The sequence below is a fragment of the Catenulispora pinistramenti genome (assembly GCF_018274385.1).
In the GTDB taxonomy this organism is placed as follows: domain Bacteria; phylum Actinomycetota; class Actinomycetes; order Streptomycetales; family Catenulisporaceae; genus Catenulispora; species Catenulispora pinistramenti.
In genome coordinates, this window is record NZ_JAAFYZ010000218.1 from 1 (window position 1) to 18,469 (window position 18,469).

An 18,469-nucleotide genomic window follows, 5' to 3' on the forward strand; every position below is an offset into this window, starting at 1 on the left:
GCACCGGAGCTGGGGCCGGTGCCGCCCGACGACGTCCTCAGGCCGCCAGCCGCTGGAACTTGCTGGCGTGGAAGACCAGCGGCGGCACGGTCGCGTCGGCGTCGAGGTCGAGGACCTGGAAGACGACGATGTCGTGGTCACCGGCCGGGAGCACCGAGTCGATCTGGCACTCCAGCCAGGCGCTCGCCCCCTCGACGAAGACCGCGCCGTCCGCGCTGGCCCGGTAGTCCAGCGTGGCGAAGCGTTCCCCGTTCTTCGACGACAGTTGTCGGCACGCCTGCTCCTGGTGCGCTCCCAGAACACTGATTCCCAGGCGGGGACGGGTGCGCAGGATCGGCCACGTCGTGGAGCTGACGTCGGCGCAGACCGAGACCAGCGCCGGGGACAGCGAGACCGAGGTGAACGAGCTCGCGGCCAGCCCCACCGGGACGCCGTCCACGAGCGCGGCCACGGCGGTCACCCCGGAGGGGAAGGCGCCGAAGACGCGTCGCAGTTCTTTGGGATGGTGTGAGGCGGTCGTGATGTCCTGAACGGTCATGGTGTGTCCTGAACGGTCATGGGTTCCTCCCAGAGCGAGTGGGCCCGGGCCGAGTGGGCCCGGGCCCGGTGGGCTCAGGCCCGCCTGGCCCATTCCTCGGCCAGCAGCCGGTACGAGGCGACGCGGTCGGCGTGGTCGTGGGTGATGGTGGTGACGATCAGCTCGTCGGCGCCGACCGCGTCGCGCAGGATCTCCAACTGGTCGGCGACCTGCGCCGCGGTGCCGACGAACTGGGTGTCGACCCGGTCGGCGACCAGCGCCCGGTCGGCCTCGGTCCACGGCAGGGCCCGCGCCTCCTGCGGCGTCGGGAACTGGATGGCGCCCTCGGCGGTCCGGATGCTGCGCACCCACGCGCCGTAGCCGGAGGCCAGCTCCCGCGCCTGGGCCTCGGTCTGCGCGACCACGACGTCGGCCGAGACCCCGACGTGCGGCGCCGACAGCACCTCCGATGCTCGGAACGCGGCCCGATACCCTTCCGCCGCCTCGAGCACGGTCGCCGGGCTGACGTGGTAGTTGGTCGCGAACCGCAGCCCGTTGCCCCCGGCCACCTCGGCACTGGCGCCCCCGCTGCTGCCGAGGATCCACAGCTGGAGATCGGCGCCCTCGCCGGGCACGACGTGCGCCTGCTGGCCGTTGCCGTCGACATAGGTCCCGGCCAGCAGCGCGAGGATGTCGCCGACCTGGTCGGCGTAGTCGGGTGTCTCGGCGTTCGGTTGCTGGAGCAGCGCCTTGTGCAGCGCGAAGCGCGGCGACTTCAGGAGCGGTGTGAAGTCGAAGCGCTGCGGGATGCGCAGGCCGTTCGGCGTGTAGCCGTCGCGGACGGCGGCGCCGCCGACCAGCGCCGGCTCCCGGACCGGCACCGCGCTGCCGGGCGTGCGGCCGCCGCCGGAGCGCCCCAGCCCGAGGTCGAAGCGACCGGGGAACGCGGCGTCGAGCAGGCCGAATTCCTCGACGGTGGCCAGCGGCGTCCGGTGCCCGAGCAGCACCGCACCGGACCCGAGCCGGATGGAGGTGGTCGCGGCGGCGGTGAGGGCGAGCACGACTGCCGGACTGGTGCCGGCGACCCCCGGGTTGAGGTGGTGCTCGGCGAACCAGTAGCGCGCATAGCCGAACCGCTCGGTGTGCTGCGCGAGGTCGATGCTGTTGCGCAGCGCCTGTGACGCGCTGGAGCCGGAGCTGATCGGAACCAGGTCCAGGACGCCGAGTGGGGTACGGGACATGGTCAGGCTCCTTGCGCGTTGGGGATGAGGTGCGGTGGCCAGGTGCCGCGGTCGGGCTCGGGGGACGGCTCGGGAGAGGGGCCGGCGACGAACGCGGCACGGTAGTCGGCCAGCGGATCAGGGGCGGATTCCGCGGCCGAAACGGTCGGCGGAGCGTCGGCGATGAAAGCGGCGCCTGTGTTGCCCGCCGAACCAGCGGCCGAATCAACCGCAGCAGAATCATCAGCGATCGGCCGCGCGTCCCAATCCCAAGGCGGGTCGGGAATCTCCCGTCGCAGCACCGGCGCGATCTCGCTCTGGAACCGTTCCAGCGAGGCCCGGTGCTCGGCCGCGCTCAGGCCGGTCGGCTCGGCCTGGAGGTGCAGCACCGTGTGCCCGAACTGCTCGTGGTACTTGTGCACCTTCTCAAGGATCTGCTGCGGGCTGCCGATCAGCGCCGAGCTGCGCGTGACGAAATCCTCCAGCGTCGGGAAGACCGGCTCGACCCCCATCCGCTTGCACATCGCCAGGTGGCCGGCGAACACCGGGGCGTAGCCGCGAAGCGCCTCCTGCGACGTGGCCGCCGCGTAGAAGCCCGCGGTCCCGGCGCCGACCGCCGCCTTCGCGGGGTCGTGGCCGTGGAAGGCCCAGCGTTCGCGGTAGTAGCGGATCAGTTCCGCGTACGGCTCGATCGGGTTGGTGACGTTGGCCGAGAACAGCGGGTCGCCGTAGCGGGCGGCCAGGTCGACCGACTCCTTCGAGGTGGCGCTGCCGTGCCAGACGCGGATCGGCTGCTGGAAGGGGCGGGGCCAGACCTCCGCGTCGTTCAGCGCGGGGCGGAACTTGGGAGCGGCCGTGATCTTGTCCTGGCGCCAGATCCGGCGGAAGAGTTCGTAGGACTCCGCGTTGCGTTCCCACTGATCCTCGGGGGTGACGTGGAACAGCTCGCGCTGGGCCGAGCCGTTGCCCTTGCCGATGATCAGCTCCAGGCGGCCGCCGGAGAGGTGGTCGAGCGTCGCATAGTCCTCATACGCGCGGACCGGGTCCAGCAAGCTGAGCGTCGTGACCGCGGTGAACAGCTTGATGCGGCTGGTCTTGGCGGCGATGTGGCTCAGGACGACGGTGGGGGAGGAGGAGATGAACGGCCGCTCGTGCCGCTCGCCGACGCCGAAGCCGTCGAAGCCCAGCTCCTCGGCCAGTACCGCGGCGTCCACGACCTGGCGGAAGCGTTCGTTCGTCGGCGGCTGGACGCCGGTGGTCGGATCCGGAGCGTGGACGATCAGGGATATGCTCAGGAACTTCATTACAGCGCCCCCACCGGAACCGCTGTTGCCTCCGACGCCGCCTCAGCCGAAGTCCCGGCCCCCGCCCCCGTCTGAGTCCCCGCAGCCTTACGCGGCGTACCCAACCCCAAGTGCTCGCGCAGCGTCGTCCCCTCGTAGTCGGCACGGAACCGGCCGCGCTCCTGCAGGATCGGCACCACCGTGTCGGCGAAGACGTCCAGCCCGCCGGGCGTGATGTGCGGCACCAGGATGTACCCGTCCGCGGCGTCGGCCTGCACCAGGTCGTCGATCTGTGTCGCGACCGTCTCGGCGGAGCCGATGAACGACTGCCGCGACGTCTTCTCGATCATCAGCTCCCTGATGGACAGCCTCTTGGCCGCGGCCTCCTCGCGGTACTCGCGGGCGACGGCGATCCGGTCCCGGTACATCCGGTCCGCGGCCCGGCCCTTGGAGATCGAGTCCCCGCTGACATCGGGGTCGACCTCCGGCAACGGGCCGTCGGGGTCGTAGCCGCTCAAGTCCCGGTTCCACAACTGCTCCAGGAACTTGATCGCGGTCTGCCCGCTGACCTGTGCCCGCCGCACCTCGACCGCCAGTTCGGCGGCCTCGGCGTCGGTGTCGCCGAGTACGAAGGTCGCCGCCGGCAGGATCAGCAGGTCCTCGCCGGTCCGGCCGTAGGACTCCAGCCGGCCCTTGACGTCGGCGTAGAACTCCTGGCCCGGGCCCAGCGTGCTGTGCCGGCCGAAGATGGCGTCGGCGGAGGACGCCGCGAACTCCCGTCCGGCGTCGGAGTCCCCGGCCTGGAAGATGACCGGCCGCTCCTGCGGGGAGGTCGGCACGTTGAACCGGCCCGCGATGTCGAAGTGCCGGTCCCGGTGCTCGAAGGCCCCGGCCTTCGGATCGGACAGGAAGACCCCTGATTCCTTGTCGGCCGGGATCCGGTAGCCGTCCCAGGAGTCGAACAGCTCCCACGCGGTGCGCAGGAACGTCTTCGCGCGGTCGTACCGGTCCTGCTCCGCGAGATACCCGCCGCGCCGGAAGTTCTCGCCGGTGAAGGCGTCCCAGGAGGTGACGACGTTCCACGCGGCCCGGCCGTCGGACAGGTGGTCCAGCGACGCGAACTGCCGCGCCACTTCGTACGGTTCGTTGAACGTGGAGTTGATGGTGCCGGTCAGCCCGATCCGCTCGGTGACGGCGGCCAGTGCGGCCAGCACGGTGAACGTGTCGGGCCGTCCGACCACGTCCAGGTCGTAGATCTGCCCGCCCTGCTCGCGCAGCCGCAGGCCCTCGGCCAGGAAGACGAAGTCGAACTTGGCGCGCTCGGCGGTCCGCGCGAAGTGCGCGAACGAGGCGAACTCGATGTGGCTGCCGGCGGCCGGGTCGCTCCACACCGTGGTGTTGTTGACGCCGGGGAAGTGCGCGGCGAGATGGATCTGCTTGATGGGCTTGCTCATGGTTCGGCTCTTTCTCTGCACGCTCTAAACGGCCGCGGGGGCTGCCGCGGGAGCGACGGCGGCGTAGCGGTTGGCGGGCCGCGGCAGACCCAGATGCCCGCGCAAGGTCGAGGCCTGATACTCGGTCCGGAACAGGCCGCGCGCCTGGAGTTCGGGGACCAGGGCGCGAGTGATCCGCGTCAGGTCGTGCGGCAGCGCCGCCGGACGCAGCCGGTAGCCGGTCAGCCCGGCGTGCCGCCAGTCGGCGAGCAGGTCGGCCAGCTCCGACGGCGTCCCGGCGAAGATGTACGCGTCGCTCGTGTACGGCTCCCCGGCCGCCTCGTCCAGCCGGGCCCGGCGCTCCTGGGCGGCCTGCGTGCTCTCGTCCAGGAACACCACCAGATCGCCGAACACGTGCACCGTGTCCGAAGCCCGCCCCGCGAACTCCTGCTCGCGCCGGATCTCCGCGACGATCGCCGCCGCGCCGGCCCGGTCGTGCGGGGTGACGAAGCCGACGTCGGCGGCGCGCGCGATGAGCTGGTACGGGATCGAGGAGTGGCCCAGCGCGGTGACGACCGGCTGGCCCTGCGGCGGCCGCGGCGTGATCGACGGTCCCCGCACGTCGAACCAGTCGCCTTCGAAGTCGATGTGGTGCAGCTTCTCCCGGTCGATGAAGCGGCCGGTGGCCGCGTCGCGGATCTCGGCGTCGTCCTCCCAGCTGTCCCACAGCCGCCGCACCACCTCGACGTAGTCGGCGGCTTCGCTGAAGTGGTCTGCGATCCGGGCCTGCACCTCGGCAGTGTTGATGTCGGCCAGCCGGACCGGCTCGGTGGTGCGCCGCCCGATCAGCGCGTACTCGTAAGGCTTGGCCGATATCTGGACTCTGAGACCGGCGCGGCCGGCGGCCGCGTAGTCCAGCGTGGCGATCGCCTTGGACAGGTGGAACGGCTCGGTGTGGCTGGCCACGACGGTCGGCACGATCCCGACGTGCGTGGTCGCCGGCGCCGCCCGTGCGGCGGTCAGCACCGCGTCCAGGCGGCCGCGGACCTGGTCGACCCGGTCGTCGACCTCGTTGAAGTCGGTGCTCTGGACCCCGAAGGAGTCCTCGATGGTGACGAAGTCGAGCAGGCCGTCCTCGGCCTCGGCGACCAGATCGGCCCAGTAACGGCCGCGGAACAACTCCTCGGGGCGGGCGTCCGGCTCACGCCAGGCGGCCGGGTGCCAGCCCGCGCCGTCGAGGGCGACGGCCAGGTGCAACAGGGGATCGGGGGACATGCGGTGATCGCTTTCTGTGCAGGGAACAGCCAAGAGGCCGGGCGCGGCGGACACGTGCGGTCGCCGAAGCGCAGGCGGGGAGGGGGAGAGAAGCGCTCAGGCGCGCTGCGGCGCGGGACACAGAGCGCTGGCGATGCGCTGCAGGTCGATGTGGCGCCGCGAGTAATAGCCGGTGGCAGTGGGCAACGCCTTCACCTCCCTCGTGGCCAGGAAAGAATCCCTATTGGGATAGTGGGGATAGTAGAGCACGTCCGGCGTTCGTCAAGAAGATCGCCGTACTCATTCCGAATACTGGACGGGGACCTGCCACGCGGCGAACACGACCTCGCGCCGCAGCCGGAACCCCAGCGCCTCGTACAGCCGGATCGCGGTGACGTTCGCCGCACCGGTGTGCAGGAACGGCGTCTGGCCACGCTCGACGATCCCGTGCGCGACCGCGTGGACCAGGCGGGTGGCCAGGCCCTGGCCCCGGAAGTCGGCGTGCGTGCAGACCGCGCTGATCTCGGTCCAGCCCGGCGGGTGCAGGCGCTCGCCGGCCATCGCGATCAGCCGGCCCTCGCGCCGGATGCCCAGGTAGGTGCCGAGCTCGACGGTGCGGTGCCGGAACGGCCCGGGGTTGGCGTGGGCCACGAGTTCGAGCATGTCGTCCACGTCGGCGGCGCCGAGCCGGACCGCCTCCGGATCCGGCGCGGCGGCCACGTTCTCGGCGACCATCTGCACCCCGGGGATGCGCAGGACCTGCTCCCAGCCCGGCGGCGGGGTCGGCTCGGTGCCGCCGGTGGGCAGCACGCCGTCCGGTCCGAGCAGCTTGGCGGCGTCGCGCCAGTCCTGCTCGCCGGGGTCCGGCGGGAGCGCGACGAAGATCGAGACGTCGGGCTGGTAGCGCAGTACCGAGCCGACCGATTCGGCGAACCGGGCATGCGCTCCGAGCAGCGAGGCGCGGGCCGGATCGTCCAAGACGTGAGACGGGGCTGACGGATCAGTGGTCTTTGTTGGCATGCTGATGACCGTACCCAATCTCCATTAGTTCGATAGGCATGGTCTCGACTAGGGAGATCGTGCCCGGGTCTTGAGCGAAGGCGAGGTGACCCGCATGCAGTCCCAGTACTCCCAGCTCCGGGTTCTCCGGCGCCATGTCGACCTGCTTCGCGTCAGTAGTGCGCTGTGTCCGGGGAACGTCCCGGTCCGCTGACCGGTAGTCGTCCTCGCCCCGACCCGCCCTCGAAGGCACCCATATGACTTCCGACGTATCGGAGCGCACCGCGCTTCCGTCTGCCCCCGCCGACGAACACCTCTTGACGGCGCGCCTGGTCGCGCCGCGCCGCCCCGGCCTGTGGATCTCCGCCGCGATCCTGCTGGTACTGGCCGCGATGCTGATCCACACGCTGGTGACCAACCGGCGTTTCCAGTGGCCGACGGTCCGCGGCTACTTCTTCGAGCGCTCGATCCTGCACGGACTGGAGCTCACGATCTGGCTGACGGCCGCGGTGCTGGTCACCGGGTACGTCATCGGCACGGCGGTGGCCGCCGCGCGGCTGTCGAAGAACCCGGTCCTGAAGTCCCTGGGCTTCGGCTTCGTGTGGCTGATCCGCTCGGTTCCGATGCTGGTCCAGTTGCTGTTCTGGTACGAGCTCGCGTCGCTGTATCCGAAGCTGTCGCTGGGGATCCCGTTCGGTCCGGAGTTCGCCAGCTTCAAGACCGCGCACCTGTTCGGCGGGATCCTGGCCGCCTACGTCGCGCTGAGCCTGGACGTCGCGGCGTTCTCCGCCGAGATCGTGCGCGGCGGCATCCTGTCGGTCCCGGCCGGACAGGTCGAGGCGGCGCAGGCGCTGGGACTGGGCCGCGGCCGGATCTTCCGGCGGATCGTGCTGCCGCAGGCGATGCCGGCGATCGTCCCGGCGTCCGGGAACCTGCTGATCGGGATGCTCAAGGCGACCTCGATCGTCAGCGTCATCGCGGTGCAGGACCTGCTCTACTCGGCGCAGCTGATCTACAACGAGAACTTCCAGATCATCCCGCTGCTGTTGGTGGCGACGCTCTGGTACGTCGTGCTGACGACGGTGCTGTCCATCGGCCAATACTTCGTCGAACGCCACTACGCCCGCGGGACGAACCGGCGCGGCGACGGCTTCGCCCGGCTCTTCCGGCGCAATCTGCCGCTGTTCAACCGGGCCGGGCTCGCGGCCGGGGGCCGATCATGAGCGCCGGGACCCCGCAGGCCGGGGACGCCGGTGCGATACGTCCGCTGGTCCGTGTCAGGGGTCTGAAGAAGAGCTTCGGTTCGCATCGGGTTCTGGACGGCGTCGACCTCGACGTCGCCGAGGGCTCGGTGACCGTGCTGCTCGGCCCCTCCGGTTCGGGCAAGTCCACGTTACTGCGCTGCGTGAACCACCTGGAGCGGCCGGACGCTGGCTTCGTGGAGGTGGCCGGCGAAATCGTCGGTTACCGCTACCGCGACGGCCGGTTGCACGAACTGCCCGGCCGCGAGATCACCCGCCAGCGCACGCAGGTGGGCATGGTCTTCCAGCAGTTCAACCTGTTCCCGCATCTCACGGTGCTGGAAAACCTCATCGAGGCGCCGGTCGCGGTGCGCGGTGTGCCGAAGCCGGACGCGGTCGCGAAGGCGGGGGAGCTGTTGGCCCGCGTCGGTCTGGACGGCCGCCAGAGCGCTTATCCCCGCGAGCTTTCCGGCGGTCAGCAGCAGCGCGTCGCGATCGCCCGGGCCCTGGCCATGGAGCCCCGGCTGCTGCTGTTCGACGAGCCGACCTCGGCGCTGGACCCCGAGCTGGTCGGCGAGGTGCTCGGCGTGATCCGGGACCTCGCGGTCGGCGGCATGTCGATGATCATCGTCACCCACGAGATCGGGTTCGCCCGGGAGGTCGCCGACCAGGCGGTCTTCCTGGACGGCGGCCGGATCGTGGAATCCGGCGCCCCCGCCGACGTGCTGGACCGGCCGGGCAACGAGCGCGCGCGGGCCTTCCTGTCCGCGGTTCTTTAATCAACACCCTCATATTCTTCCCGAAGGGACCACTTCCGTGTCGACCCCCGGCCGTCCAGGCCGTCGATCGCCCCTTGCCGCCTTCGCCATCGCGGCGGCCACCCTCATCCTGGCCACGGCCTGCGGATCGGCCGCGAAGCAGACCTCCGGCGCCGGCACTCCCGTTGCCGCCGAGGGCAGCGCGTCCGCGTCGGTCCCGACGCAGGACGTCGTGTCCGATATCCAGACCGATCCCGCGCTGAAGGCTGAACTGCCCGCGGCCATCGCCGCGCGCGGCACGCTGTTGCTGGGCACCACGCAGCCGACCGGCCTGGCCGGGTTGCCGCACGACGGTGTCGACGCCGCGGGCAAGGAAGTCGGCCTGGACGTGGACCTGCGCGACGCGATAGCCAAGAAGCTCGGCGTCACCTGGGACGTCGAGTACGGCACGTTCCAGACCATCATCCCCGGCACCCAGAACGGCAAGTTCGACGTCGGCTGGGGCAACTTCGGCGTCACCAAGGCCCGTGAGCAGATCGTGGACTTCGCCACGTATCTCACCGACGGCCAGGCGTTCCTCGGGGCGTCGAGTGTAAGCGCCACAAAGATCAGCACGCTGACCGACCTGTGCGGCTACACCGTCGCCACCAGTCCGGGCTCGACCTTCCAGCAGATCCTGACCGACGGCGCGGCCAAGTGCTCGGCGGCGGGTAAGAAGCCTTACACGGTCCAGTACTTCTCCGACAGCGCCCCGATCTTCCTGGGGCTGGCCAACGGGAAGATCGACGTGATGTTCGGCCCGACGCTGAGCGTGAAGTACGACGCCTCGCACGTGCCGGACACCAAGTTCCTGGGCCAGATCAGTTCCACGCCGGTCGGCGCCGTGACGGCGAAGGGCTCGCCGTTGGCCAAGCCGCTGTCCGACGCCGTGAACGCGCTGATCGCCGACGGCAGCTACGCGAAGATCTTCGCCAAGTGGGGCGTGCCCGACACCGCGGTGAAGACCTCGCAGGTCAACCCGGATCCGGGCTTCTGATGAGTACTTCCGCGGAGCCCGCCGAGGCCATCGGGATCACCGAGAGCCCGCATCGGGATCTGGCCGCGCAGCGTGTCATCCCGCTGCGCCATCCGGGCCGTTGGATCGCCACCGCGGTCGTCGTGGTGCTGGCCGCGCAGTTCGTGCACGGCCTGGCCACCAACCCGTTCTACCAATGGGGCCGGTTCGGCTACTGGTTCGCCCGGCCGGTGATCCTGCGCGGCCTGTGGGTCACGCTGGAGGTCACCGCGCTGTCGGCGGTGCTCGGGCTGCTCGGCGGCGTCGTGCTGGCGCTGGCCCGGCTGTCGCACAATCCGGTGCTGCGCACGGTCAGCTGGGTCTACATCTGGCTGTTCCGCTCGGTCCCGCTGATCGTGGTGCTGCTGATCCTGTTCAACTTCAGCGCGCTCTACCGGACCCTGAGTCTCGGTGTGCCGTTCGGGCCGAGCTTCTTCCGCTTCGATGAGAACAAGCTGGCCACCGAACTCGTGGTGGCCACGATCGGGCTGAGCCTGAACGAGGCCGCCTACGCCGCCGAGGTGGTGCGCGGCGGGATCCTGTCGGTGGGCCGCGGGCAGCGCGAGGCGTCAGCGGCGTTGGGGTTGCCGCGCTGGTACCAGTTCCGGCGGATCGTCCTGCCGCAGGCGCTGCGCGCGATCGTGCCGGCGTATGTCAATCAACTGATCGGGCTGATCAAGGGCACGTCACTGGTGTTCTATGTGTCGCTGCTCGACCTGTTCGGGCAGGTGCAGACGATGAGCAGCACCTATCCCGGCGACGTGGTGCCGCTGCTGCTGGTGGCGACGGCCTGGTACGTGATCCTCACCAGCCTGGTCTCCCTCGCGCAGTACTGGATCGAGCGCCGGTTGCGAGCGGGGGAGCGCGGATGAGCACGCTCGCCGCCGCGGTGGAGGTCCGCGGAGCCAGCAAGTGGTTCGGAGCGCACAAGGTGCTCGACGAGGTCGATCTGACGGTGTGCCCGGGGCACGTCACGGTCATCATCGGGCCATCCGGTGCGGGCAAGTCGACGCTGCTGCGGGCCATCAACCACCTGGAGAAGCTGGACGCCGGCCGGGTGACGGTGAACGGCGTGCTGATCGGCGTCCGGGAACACGGGACCCGGCTCAAGGAGCTCAGCGAGCGCGCGATCCTGGCGCAGCGGGCCGAGATCGGGTTCGTGTTCCAGGCCTTCAATCTGTTCCCGCACCTGACGGTGTTGGAGAACGTCGCCGCGGCTCCGGTGGCCACCGGCCGCGCGACGAAGACCGAAGCGCGCGAGCGGGCGCTGGAACTGCTCGCCCAGGTCGGGCTCGCCGAGAAGGCCGAGGCCTATCCGGGGCAGCTATCGGGCGGGCAGCAGCAGCGGGTCGCCATCGCGCGGGCGCTGGCGTTGCGGCCCGGGGTGGTGCTGTTCGACGAGCCGACGTCCGCGCTGGATCCGGAGTTGGTCGGCGAGGTGCTGGCCGCCATCAGGGCACTGGCCGGCGGAGGGACCACGTTGGTCATCGTCACGCACGAGATCGGTTTCGCCCGGGAGGCGGCCGACCGGGTCGTGTTCATGGACGCCGGGCGGATCGTCGAGGAGGGGCCGCCCGGTGAGGTGCTGGACCGGCCGCGGCATCCGCGGACCCGTGAATTCCTCAGCAAAGTTCTTTAGCAGCTCTCTTCAATCCCCACATCACATTCTTCTGGAGATACACATGTCTACCAAGCTGCTTCGGCTTGCTGTCCCTGTGCTCGCGGCCGGGTTGTTGGCCTCCGCGTGCTCCAGTGGTGCTTCGGGCACCAAGACCGACAGCGCACCGGCCGCCGCCGGCACGACCGTCGTCCGGGTCGGATCCCTGTCGAACGGAGCCGCCACCGAGGCCGACATCACCGTCGCGCAGCAGGACGCGCTGCGGGCCGAACTCCCGGCCGCGATCCGGTCCGGCGGCACGCTGAAGGTCGCGGTCGGCGCGCTGCCGGCCGGGTTCCCGCCGCTGGCCTTCGTCGGCAGCGACCAGAAGACCCTGACCGGCTCCGAGCCGGACCTGGCCCGGCTGGTCGCCGCGGTGCTCGGGCTCAAGCCCACGTTCGACAACGCCACCTGGGACAACATGTTCGTCGGCATCGACAGCGGCAAGGACGCCGTCGGGTTCGCGAACATCACCGACACCGAGCAGCGCAAGCAGAAGTACGACTTCGCCAGCTACCGCGAGGACAACCTCGGCTTCGAGACCCTGAAGTCGAGCACGTGGTCGTTCACCGGCGACTACCACGCGCTGGCCGGCAAGACCGTCGCCGTGGCCTCGGGGACCAACCAGGAGAAGATCCTCCTGGAGTGGCAGAGCAAACTGCGTACCGAGGGCAAGGACATCACCATCAAGTACTACCCGGACAGCAACGCGGTGCTGCTGGCCCTGACCTCCGGAAAGATCGACATCTACCTCGGGCCGAACCCCGGCGTCGCCTACCAGGTGACCCAGACCTCGAAGTCGCCGAACCCGACCCGGATCGCCGGCGAGTACTCCGGGGCCGGGGAGACGTTGCAGGGCCTGATCGGGGCCACCACGAAGAAGGACAGCGGGCTGGCCAAGCCGATCGCCGACGCCGTCAACTATCTGATCCAGAACGGCGATTACGGCAAGTGGCTCGCGGCGTGGAACCTCAGCACCGAGGCGGTGAAGACCTCACAGGTCAACCCGCCCGGGCTGCCCGCGAGCAATTCCTGAGCGGGGATCACCGATGACGACCGATGACGGCCGAACCCGGTTCCACTGGTTCCTGCCCACCGGCGGGGACGCCCGTTACCTGAGTGCGTCCGTCCACGGCGCGGGGATCGGCGGCGCTTCCGGTCCGCCGGCGGTTCCCGTCGGCGCGCGTCCGGCGAGCCTGGCCTATCTGACCCAGCTCGCGCAGGCCGCCGACGGCCTCGGATACGACGGCGTCCTCACCCCGACCGGCGCGCACTGCGAGGACGCGTGGATCGTCACCGCCGCACTGATCGCCGCGACCCGGCGGCTGCGGTTCCTGGTCGCGTTCCGGCCGGGGCTTGTCAGCCCGGTGCTGGCGGCGCAGATGGCGGCGACGTTTCAGCGGCTGTCGGACGGTCGGCTGCTGCTGAACGTGGTCACCGGGGGCAGCGACGCCGAGCAGCGCGGGTACGGGGACGTGCTGGACCACGACCAGCGGTATGAGCGCGCCGGGGAGTTCCTGGACATCGTGCGCGACGCGTGGTCCGGCGATCCCTTCGACTACGCGGGCAAGTACCACGAGGTCCGCGGCGGGCACCTGCGTCAGCCCCCTGATCCGACGCCGCGCGTGTACTTCGGCGGGTCGTCGGAACCGGCGCTGGAGGTCGCGGCCAAGCACGCCGATACCTATCTGACATGGGGCGAGCCGGTCCCGCTGGTGGCCGAGAAGATCGAGCGGGTCCGCAAGCGCGCGGCCGAGCTGGGGCGCGAGATCCGCTTCGGGCTGCGGATCCACGTGCTGAGCCGGGACACCCCCGAACAGGCATGGAGCGCGGCGAACCAGCTGATCGCAGGGCTCGACGACGAGACGGTCGCGGCGGGCCAGCGTCGCCTGCGCTCGCTGGAGTCGGAGGGCCAGCGCCGGATGCTGGCACTGCACGGCGGCGACCGCTCGCGGCTGCTGGTGGCACCGAACCTGTGGGCCGGGATCGGGCTGGTGCGCGGCGGGGCGGGGACGGCGTTGGTCGGGAGCCACGAGGAGGTGGCGGCGCGGATCGGGGAGTATCGGGAGGCGGGGATCCAGGAGTTCGTGCTGTCCGGGTATCCGCATCTGGAGGAGGCCTACACGTTCGCGGAGTGTGTTCGGCCGCTTTTGTGAAGCAGCACAACTAATGCGTTTCACCGATGTTCGACCACGCGTGGCTCGCGAGATCCTCGCCGGACGCGGGGTGGCGCATACGGTACCGGCGGAATCCTCACCCCCCCCGGAGCCGCTATGAACCACGAGCACGACGACGCTCACTGTGAGTGTCCCCGCACCGCCGAATTCGACTCCGCCGGCCCGGCCGCGACCGGGCGGCGGGACTTCCTGCGCAACGCCGGGCTGCTGGGTGTCGGAGCGACCGCGCTGGCGTCCGGCGCCACGGTCTTCGGGCCGGCCGCCGCGGCCGCCGCCGACACCGCCTCGACCGCGTCCGCCCCGTCCACCGACGCGCTGAACGCCGACCACAGCGGGGCCGGCGTCTACGACATCACCGCCATCGACACCCGCGACCCCGGCGCGCGCTGGGACCCGGACCCGGAGAACCCGGTCTTCACGCTGGTCGTGATGCCGGACACGCAATACATGTTCGACCAGGACCGGATCCATCCGGCGCCGATGGAGGCCTCGTTCCGCTACATCCTCAGCGGCGATGAGGAAGAGAACATCGTGTTCATGGCGCACCTCGGCGACCTCACGCAGAACGGGCAGGCGGGGGAGTTCGCGGCGGCCGGCTCGGTGTTCGAGATGCTGGACCGCAAGCGCGTCGCCTACAGCGTGGTGGCCGGCAACCATGACGTGTCCGGCACCGACCAGCGCGGCGCGACGCCGTATTCGGGCACGTTCACCAAGGCCCGCGCGGCGAAGTCGCCGTCGTTCGGCGGTGCCAGCCCCGACGGCTACAACACCTTCCACGTCTTCCGCGGCGGCGGTCGCGAGTGGCTGCTGCTCGGCCTGGACTGGCGGCTGTCGCCGGCCGGGTTCGCGTGGGCCAACAAGGTGATCACCGACCACCCGACGCTGCCGGTCATCATCACCACGCACGAGATCGTCTACGCCGACGACTCCGGCACCGCCTACCTGTCCGACTACGGCCAGCAGCTGTGGGACGGCCTGATCAAGAACCACGACCAGGTGTTCCTGACCCTCAACGGCCACTACTGGCCGCCCGGGTCCGCCACGCTGACCAACACCGCGGGCCACGACGTGCACGTGCACATCACCAACTACCAGGACCGTTACTACGGCGGCGCCGCGATGATCCGCACCTACCGCTTCGACATGCGGCGCGGCACCATCGACGTGTCCACCTTCTCGCCGTGGATCCGCGACATGTCCGTCGGCCAGGTGAACGAGCTGGCCGGACAGGAGATGGAGCTCACCTCCTCGGTGGACCGCTTCTCCATGGCGGTGGACTTCCCGCAGCGCTTCAGCGGCTTCGCCCCGGTCGCGCCGCGTCCGGCGCGCCCGGCGAACAAGATGCTGGTCCGCGGCACGCTGGCCTACTGGCGCTTCGACGGCGGCGGCGCCGACGGCTCGGCGGTCGCCGACAGCCAGGTGATCCGCGACCTCAGCGGCCGGGGCAACGACCTGGTGAAGGAGAACGTCGCGGGCACCAAGGGCTCGCCGCTGACCTGGTCCGCCTCCGAGTTCCACCCCGACCAGCCCGGCCACGGCTCGCTGCGCTTCGTCGGCCAGGGCCACCCGGTCCAGGGCGCCTGGCTGCAGACGGTCCCGAACGCGCCGCTGAACAACGAGACCTTCCAGCACGGATACACCTTCGAGGCCTTCTTCAAGCTGCCCGCCGACTGGGACTCCTCCCAGAGCGCGTGGAGCGGTCTGCTCAGCCGCTGGGGCCTGGCCAGTGAGGCGGGCAAGTCCGGCGGCAACACCGACCCGCAGGAACCGATCGGCACGCTGAGCCTGTCCGGCGGGTCCGAACTCCAGTGGAACGTCTACCCGCTCAACCAGAGCGGCGCGTCCACCACCTGGAGCCACCTGCTGCCGCTCGGCCAGTGGTGGCACGTCGCCGTGGTCAACGACGGCAAGGTGAACCGGATGTACGTCAACGGCTGCGAGGAGGGCCGCAACCCCTCGACGCCGGCGATCGGCATCACGACGCTGAAGCACTCCTGGCTGCTCGGCGGCTACGAGTACGGCGGCGTCATCAACCAGATCCACAACGGCTGGCTCGGGGATGTGCGCATCACCGGCCGGCCGCTCCGCATCGACGAGTTCATGAACGCCTGAGACAGGCGGTCGGTTCTCTTCGTCGGTGGGATACAGGTGGGCGCCGGGCCGCGTGCTTCCGCGGTCCGGCGCCCGTTTCCCCGTTTCCTCCCCGTACCTTCCCGTTTTCCCCCGCTACCCCCGTGCTCGAAGGTGTTGCCTTCGGGAGTAATCGTCTCGTGACGGGCGTCGCCGATACCATGTCATTGGCATGTCGTTCGCCTGTCATCCGACGTGACGACGATGGGAGAAGATGTCGTGCGGGCATTCGCCGAGGTCCTTCGGGAACATCGGCTGCGAGCGGGGTTGACCCAGGAGCAGTTGGCTGACCTTTCGGGTGTGTCGGTACGGACCATCGCCGCGTTGGAGGCGGGGAGGGGGCGGACCCCGCGGCCATCGTCCGTGACTCGGCTCGCTGAGGCTTTGCGGTTGCCGGAGGACGCGCGGCTGGAGTTGGTGGCGGCTGCTGTTACTAGTGTTACCAGTGAGGTTGGCGCGGTTGCCGAAGCCGGGGCGACCGGCAGGGCCGACGCGACTGGCGTAGCTGGGCCGGAGGCGGGTCTGTCGTGGCGCTTCCTTCCTCATGACGTCGGTGATTTCGTCGGCCGGGACGCCGATCTGGCCCGCTTCCACGAGCTGGTGACCGCCGGGGACCGTGCGGACGGTGCGGCCGGGCCGGTGACGATCGTGACCATCGACGGGATGGCCGGCGTCGGCAAGAGCGCACTGGCGCTGCACGCCGCGCACGGTGTCGCCGACCGCTATCCGGACGGCCAGTTCTTCCTGAGGTTCCACGGCTTCACCCCGGGGCGCGCACCGGTCGATCCGGCGACGGCGTTGCAGCGGTTCCTGGGCATGGTCGGCGTGCCGGAGAAGCGGATCCCGGCCGATGCCGAGGACCGGGCCGCGTTGTGGCGGGCCACTCTGGCCGGACGCCGGGTGTTGGTGGTCCTCGATGACGCGCCGGACGCCGACCATGTCAGGCCTTTGATCCCCGGGGGTCCGGGCAGTCTGGTGGTCGTCACGTCGCGGCGTCGGCTGGCGGGTCTGGACGGGGCCGCCGCGCTGTCGCTGGGTGTCTTCGAACACGACGACGCCTTGGCGTTGTTCCAGCGTGTCGCCGGTACGGGCCACAGTCGCGTTCACGATGCTTCGGACGGCGGCGTCGCGCGGGGCGGGTCCACGCCGGACGGGTCAGCGTCGGACGGGTCAGCGTCGGGCGGGTCCACGGCCGCCATTCTCGACGCCTGCGGACATCTCCCGTTGGCGATCCGGATCGCCGCCGCCTGGTTGGCGCACCGGCCGGTGTGGACCGTGCGCGATCTGGCGTACCGGCTGGCCGCCGACGACCGGCCGCTGGCCGAACTCTCGCAGGCGGACCGTGCGGTCGCCTCGGCCTTCAACGTCTCCTACGCACAGCTCGACGGCGACCACCGGCGGATGTTCCGGCTGCTGGCCGCGGTGCCCGGCGAGGACGTGGACGTGTACGCCGCGGCGGCGCTCGCCGCGCTGCCGGTGCGGCACGCCGACGGGTTGTTGCAGCGGCTGCTGGACGATCATCTTGTGTTGCAGGCCAGCCCCGGACGTTTCCACCTGCACGACCTGATCGCCGAGTTCGCTTCGGAACTGGTCGCCGACACCGATCCGCCGGACTGGCGGGAGGCGGCGCTGGAGCGGTTGGTGGACTACTACCTGGCTGCGTCGGCCGCGGCGAGCGACGCGTATATGCCCGAGGAGGCGGGACGGCGTCCCGAGACGCCGAAGGCGAACGCGGAGATCCCCGTATTCGCCGACATCCCGGCGGCCACACAGTGGCTGGAGGCCGAACTCGGCGACATCCTGGCAGCCGCGCTGGCCGCCGCGGACGCGGGTTCGGACCGGACCCCGCTGTTGTCGCGGCTGCTGTTCCGGTTCCTCCACGACACTTCGCACCACCGCGAGGCCATCCTGCTTCACGGGCGTGCGGTGGCCGCCGACGATCCGGAGAACGTGGGCTACGCGCTGACGAACCTCGCCGGCACCTACCGCGTGCTCGGCCGTTATCAGGAATCTGTCATCGCGGGGAACCGGGCCGCCGAGGTCTTCGGCGCGCGCGGCGAGCTGCCGGGCCGGGCGCGTGCGCTGGGCAACCTGGCGCTGTCGCTGCACCGGCTGGGGCGGTACGACGAGGCGATCGACGTGCTCACCGAGGGGATCGCGATCTACCACGAGGCCGGCGACCGGCTCGGCGAGGCGCGGCTGCTCGGCAACCTCGGCGGCGTACTGAACCTGGCCCGGCGCCTGGACGCGGTGCTGCCGGTACTGCTGCGCGCGGTGGAGCTCGGCCGCGAGATCGGGACGGCGGGCCCGCTGTCCATCGCGCTGGGCAACATCGGCTCGTTCTACATCGACCACGGACGCCACGACGAGGCACTGGCCGTCCTGAACGAGGCGCTGGAGCTGGACATGCGGCGCGGCCGGCCGGCCGACGTCGCGGCGACGCAGAGCTCGCTGGGCGTGGTGTACGGGATGCGCGGCGAGTACGAGCAGGCGATCCTCATGCACCGCGAGTCGGTCGAGTTCTTCGAGGCGGCCGGCATCCAGGACGCCCTCGGCGAGGCCCTGTGCGAACTCGCGGGCTCCCTGCGCCGCAGCGGCCGCCCCGCGGAGGCGGTGGCGGAGTACCGGCGGGCGATCGAGTCGTGTGAGCAGGTCGACAACCGGCGCGAGATCGCGGAGGCGCATGCCGGGCTGGGCTACGCGCTGGCGGAGTTGGGGGACGCGGACGGGGCGCGCGGGCATTGGG

The 18,469-nt window shown here is 70.5% G+C and carries 16 protein-coding genes and 2 pseudogenes; 11 read left to right on the top strand and 7 right to left on the bottom strand.

The genetic code is table 11. From position 1 onward, the window contains the following. Nucleotides 1–37: 37 nt before the first annotated feature. The 7 genes and pseudogenes from KGQ19_RS39170 to KGQ19_RS39195 all read right to left on the bottom strand — a co-directional run bounded on the left by KGQ19_RS39170 (nt 38) and on the right by KGQ19_RS39195 (nt 6,727). A complete protein-coding gene (locus tag KGQ19_RS39170) occupies nt 38–538 on the bottom strand; it encodes a flavin reductase family protein (RefSeq protein ID WP_212018919.1) in 501 nt (166 codons plus the stop codon). Between the two features lie 74 nt (nt 539–612). Beyond that, complete coding sequence (locus KGQ19_RS39175) at nt 613–1,758, bottom strand: LLM class flavin-dependent oxidoreductase (protein WP_212018921.1); 1,146 nt, start codon at nt 1,756–1,758, stop codon at nt 613–615. Nucleotides 1,759–1,988: 230 nt separating this feature from the next. Next, nucleotides 1,989–3,041: pseudogene (locus KGQ19_RS39180) on the bottom strand (LLM class flavin-dependent oxidoreductase); the annotation flags it as partial. Next, the gene (locus KGQ19_RS39185) at nt 3,041–4,474 is read right to left on the bottom strand and encodes an NtaA/DmoA family FMN-dependent monooxygenase (protein ID WP_212018924.1); all 1,434 of its coding nucleotides are present in this window, start codon (nt 4,472–4,474) and stop codon (nt 3,041–3,043) included. The gene KGQ19_RS39185 and the pseudogene KGQ19_RS39180, both read right to left, overlap by 1 nt. 24 nt (nt 4,475–4,498) lie before the next feature. After that, nucleotides 4,499–5,728 carry an LLM class flavin-dependent oxidoreductase gene (locus KGQ19_RS39190; RefSeq protein WP_212018926.1) on the bottom strand — a complete coding sequence of 410 codons (1,230 nt, stop codon included), beginning with the start codon at nt 5,726–5,728 and terminating at the stop codon, nt 4,499–4,501. Between the two features lie 96 nt (nt 5,729–5,824). Next, nucleotides 5,825–5,914 carry a putative leader peptide gene (locus tag KGQ19_RS53120; RefSeq protein ID WP_329956325.1) on the bottom strand — a complete coding sequence of 30 codons (90 nt, stop codon included), beginning with the start codon at nt 5,912–5,914 and terminating at the stop codon, nt 5,825–5,827. Nucleotides 5,915–6,007: 93 nt separating this feature from the next. After that, on the bottom strand, nt 6,008–6,727 hold the full coding sequence (locus tag KGQ19_RS39195; RefSeq protein WP_230420130.1) for a GNAT family N-acetyltransferase: 720 nt from the start codon (nt 6,725–6,727) through the stop codon (nt 6,008–6,010). 94 nt (nt 6,728–6,821) lie between these two features. Between KGQ19_RS39195 and KGQ19_RS53125 the strand changes: the two genes are divergently transcribed. The 11 genes and pseudogenes from KGQ19_RS53125 to KGQ19_RS39240 form a co-directional block, all read left to right on the top strand. After that, nucleotides 6,822–6,920 (top strand): putative leader peptide, encoded by a 99-nt coding sequence (locus tag KGQ19_RS53125; RefSeq protein ID WP_368862229.1) that lies wholly within the window; start codon nt 6,822–6,824, stop codon nt 6,918–6,920. A gap of 43 nt (nt 6,921–6,963) precedes the next feature. Next, nucleotides 6,964–7,929: an amino acid ABC transporter permease gene (locus tag KGQ19_RS39200; protein ID WP_212018930.1), complete on the top strand. Its 966-nt coding sequence runs from the start codon at nt 6,964–6,966 to the stop codon at nt 7,927–7,929. Further along, nucleotides 7,926–8,726 (top strand): amino acid ABC transporter ATP-binding protein, encoded by an 801-nt coding sequence (locus tag KGQ19_RS39205; RefSeq protein ID WP_307856642.1) that lies wholly within the window; start codon nt 7,926–7,928, stop codon nt 8,724–8,726. The genes KGQ19_RS39200 and KGQ19_RS39205 overlap by 4 nt, the downstream gene beginning before the upstream one ends. Before the next feature lie 37 nt (nt 8,727–8,763). Continuing rightward, nucleotides 8,764–9,741, top strand: coding sequence for a transporter substrate-binding domain-containing protein (locus KGQ19_RS39210; protein WP_212018931.1), 978 nt, complete (start codon nt 8,764–8,766; stop codon nt 9,739–9,741). Then, nucleotides 9,741–10,631 (top strand): amino acid ABC transporter permease, encoded by an 891-nt coding sequence (locus tag KGQ19_RS39215; protein WP_212018933.1) that lies wholly within the window; start codon nt 9,741–9,743, stop codon nt 10,629–10,631. The genes KGQ19_RS39210 and KGQ19_RS39215 overlap by 1 nt, the downstream gene beginning before the upstream one ends. Beyond that, nucleotides 10,628–11,398: an amino acid ABC transporter ATP-binding protein gene (locus KGQ19_RS39220; RefSeq protein ID WP_212018935.1), complete on the top strand. Its 771-nt coding sequence runs from the start codon at nt 10,628–10,630 to the stop codon at nt 11,396–11,398. The genes KGQ19_RS39215 and KGQ19_RS39220 overlap by 4 nt, the downstream gene beginning before the upstream one ends. A 43-nt stretch (nt 11,399–11,441) precedes the next feature. After that, the gene (locus KGQ19_RS39225; RefSeq protein ID WP_212018937.1) at nt 11,442–12,452 is read left to right on the top strand and encodes a transporter substrate-binding domain-containing protein; all 1,011 of its coding nucleotides are present in this window, start codon (nt 11,442–11,444) and stop codon (nt 12,450–12,452) included. Between the two features lie 13 nt (nt 12,453–12,465). Next, nucleotides 12,466–13,572 (top strand): LLM class flavin-dependent oxidoreductase, encoded by a 1,107-nt coding sequence (locus tag KGQ19_RS39230; protein WP_212018939.1) that lies wholly within the window; start codon nt 12,466–12,468, stop codon nt 13,570–13,572. A 117-nt stretch (nt 13,573–13,689) separates the two neighbouring features. Continuing rightward, a complete protein-coding gene (locus tag KGQ19_RS39235; RefSeq protein ID WP_212018941.1) occupies nt 13,690–15,705 on the top strand; it encodes a LamG-like jellyroll fold domain-containing protein in 2,016 nt (671 codons plus the stop codon). 222 nt (nt 15,706–15,927) lie between these two features. Continuing rightward, nucleotides 15,928–16,080: pseudogene (locus KGQ19_RS53130) on the top strand (helix-turn-helix transcriptional regulator); the annotation flags it as partial. Nucleotides 16,081–16,113: 33 nt separating this feature from the next. Beyond that, the coding region (locus KGQ19_RS39240; RefSeq protein WP_230420132.1) for a tetratricopeptide repeat protein at nt 16,114–18,469 on the top strand (2,356 nt) is incomplete at its 3' end.

Coding starts and splice junctions, on each gene's coding strand:
- KGQ19_RS39170 (WP_212018919.1), bottom strand. CDS start 538: ATGACCGTTCAGGACATCACGACCGCCTCACACCATCCCAAAGAACTG.
- KGQ19_RS39175 (WP_212018921.1), bottom strand. CDS start 1,758: ATGTCCCGTACCCCACTCGGCGTCCTGGACCTGGTTCCGATCAGCTCC.
- KGQ19_RS39185 (WP_212018924.1), bottom strand. CDS start 4,474: ATGAGCAAGCCCATCAAGCAGATCCATCTCGCCGCGCACTTCCCCGGC.
- KGQ19_RS39190 (WP_212018926.1), bottom strand. CDS start 5,728: ATGTCCCCCGATCCCCTGTTGCACCTGGCCGTCGCCCTCGACGGCGCG.
- KGQ19_RS39195 (WP_230420130.1), bottom strand. CDS start 6,727: ATGCCAACAAAGACCACTGATCCGTCAGCCCCGTCTCACGTCTTGGAC.
- KGQ19_RS53125 (WP_368862229.1), top strand. CDS start 6,822: ATGCAGTCCCAGTACTCCCAGCTCCGGGTTCTCCGGCGCCATGTCGAC.
- KGQ19_RS39200 (WP_212018930.1), top strand. CDS start 6,964: ATGACTTCCGACGTATCGGAGCGCACCGCGCTTCCGTCTGCCCCCGCC.
- KGQ19_RS39205 (WP_307856642.1), top strand. CDS start 7,926: ATGAGCGCCGGGACCCCGCAGGCCGGGGACGCCGGTGCGATACGTCCG.
- KGQ19_RS39215 (WP_212018933.1), top strand. CDS start 9,741: ATGAGTACTTCCGCGGAGCCCGCCGAGGCCATCGGGATCACCGAGAGC.
- KGQ19_RS39220 (WP_212018935.1), top strand. CDS start 10,628: ATGAGCACGCTCGCCGCCGCGGTGGAGGTCCGCGGAGCCAGCAAGTGG.
- KGQ19_RS39225 (WP_212018937.1), top strand. CDS start 11,442: ATGTCTACCAAGCTGCTTCGGCTTGCTGTCCCTGTGCTCGCGGCCGGG.
- KGQ19_RS39230 (WP_212018939.1), top strand. CDS start 12,466: ATGACGACCGATGACGGCCGAACCCGGTTCCACTGGTTCCTGCCCACC.
- KGQ19_RS39235 (WP_212018941.1), top strand. CDS start 13,690: ATGAACCACGAGCACGACGACGCTCACTGTGAGTGTCCCCGCACCGCC.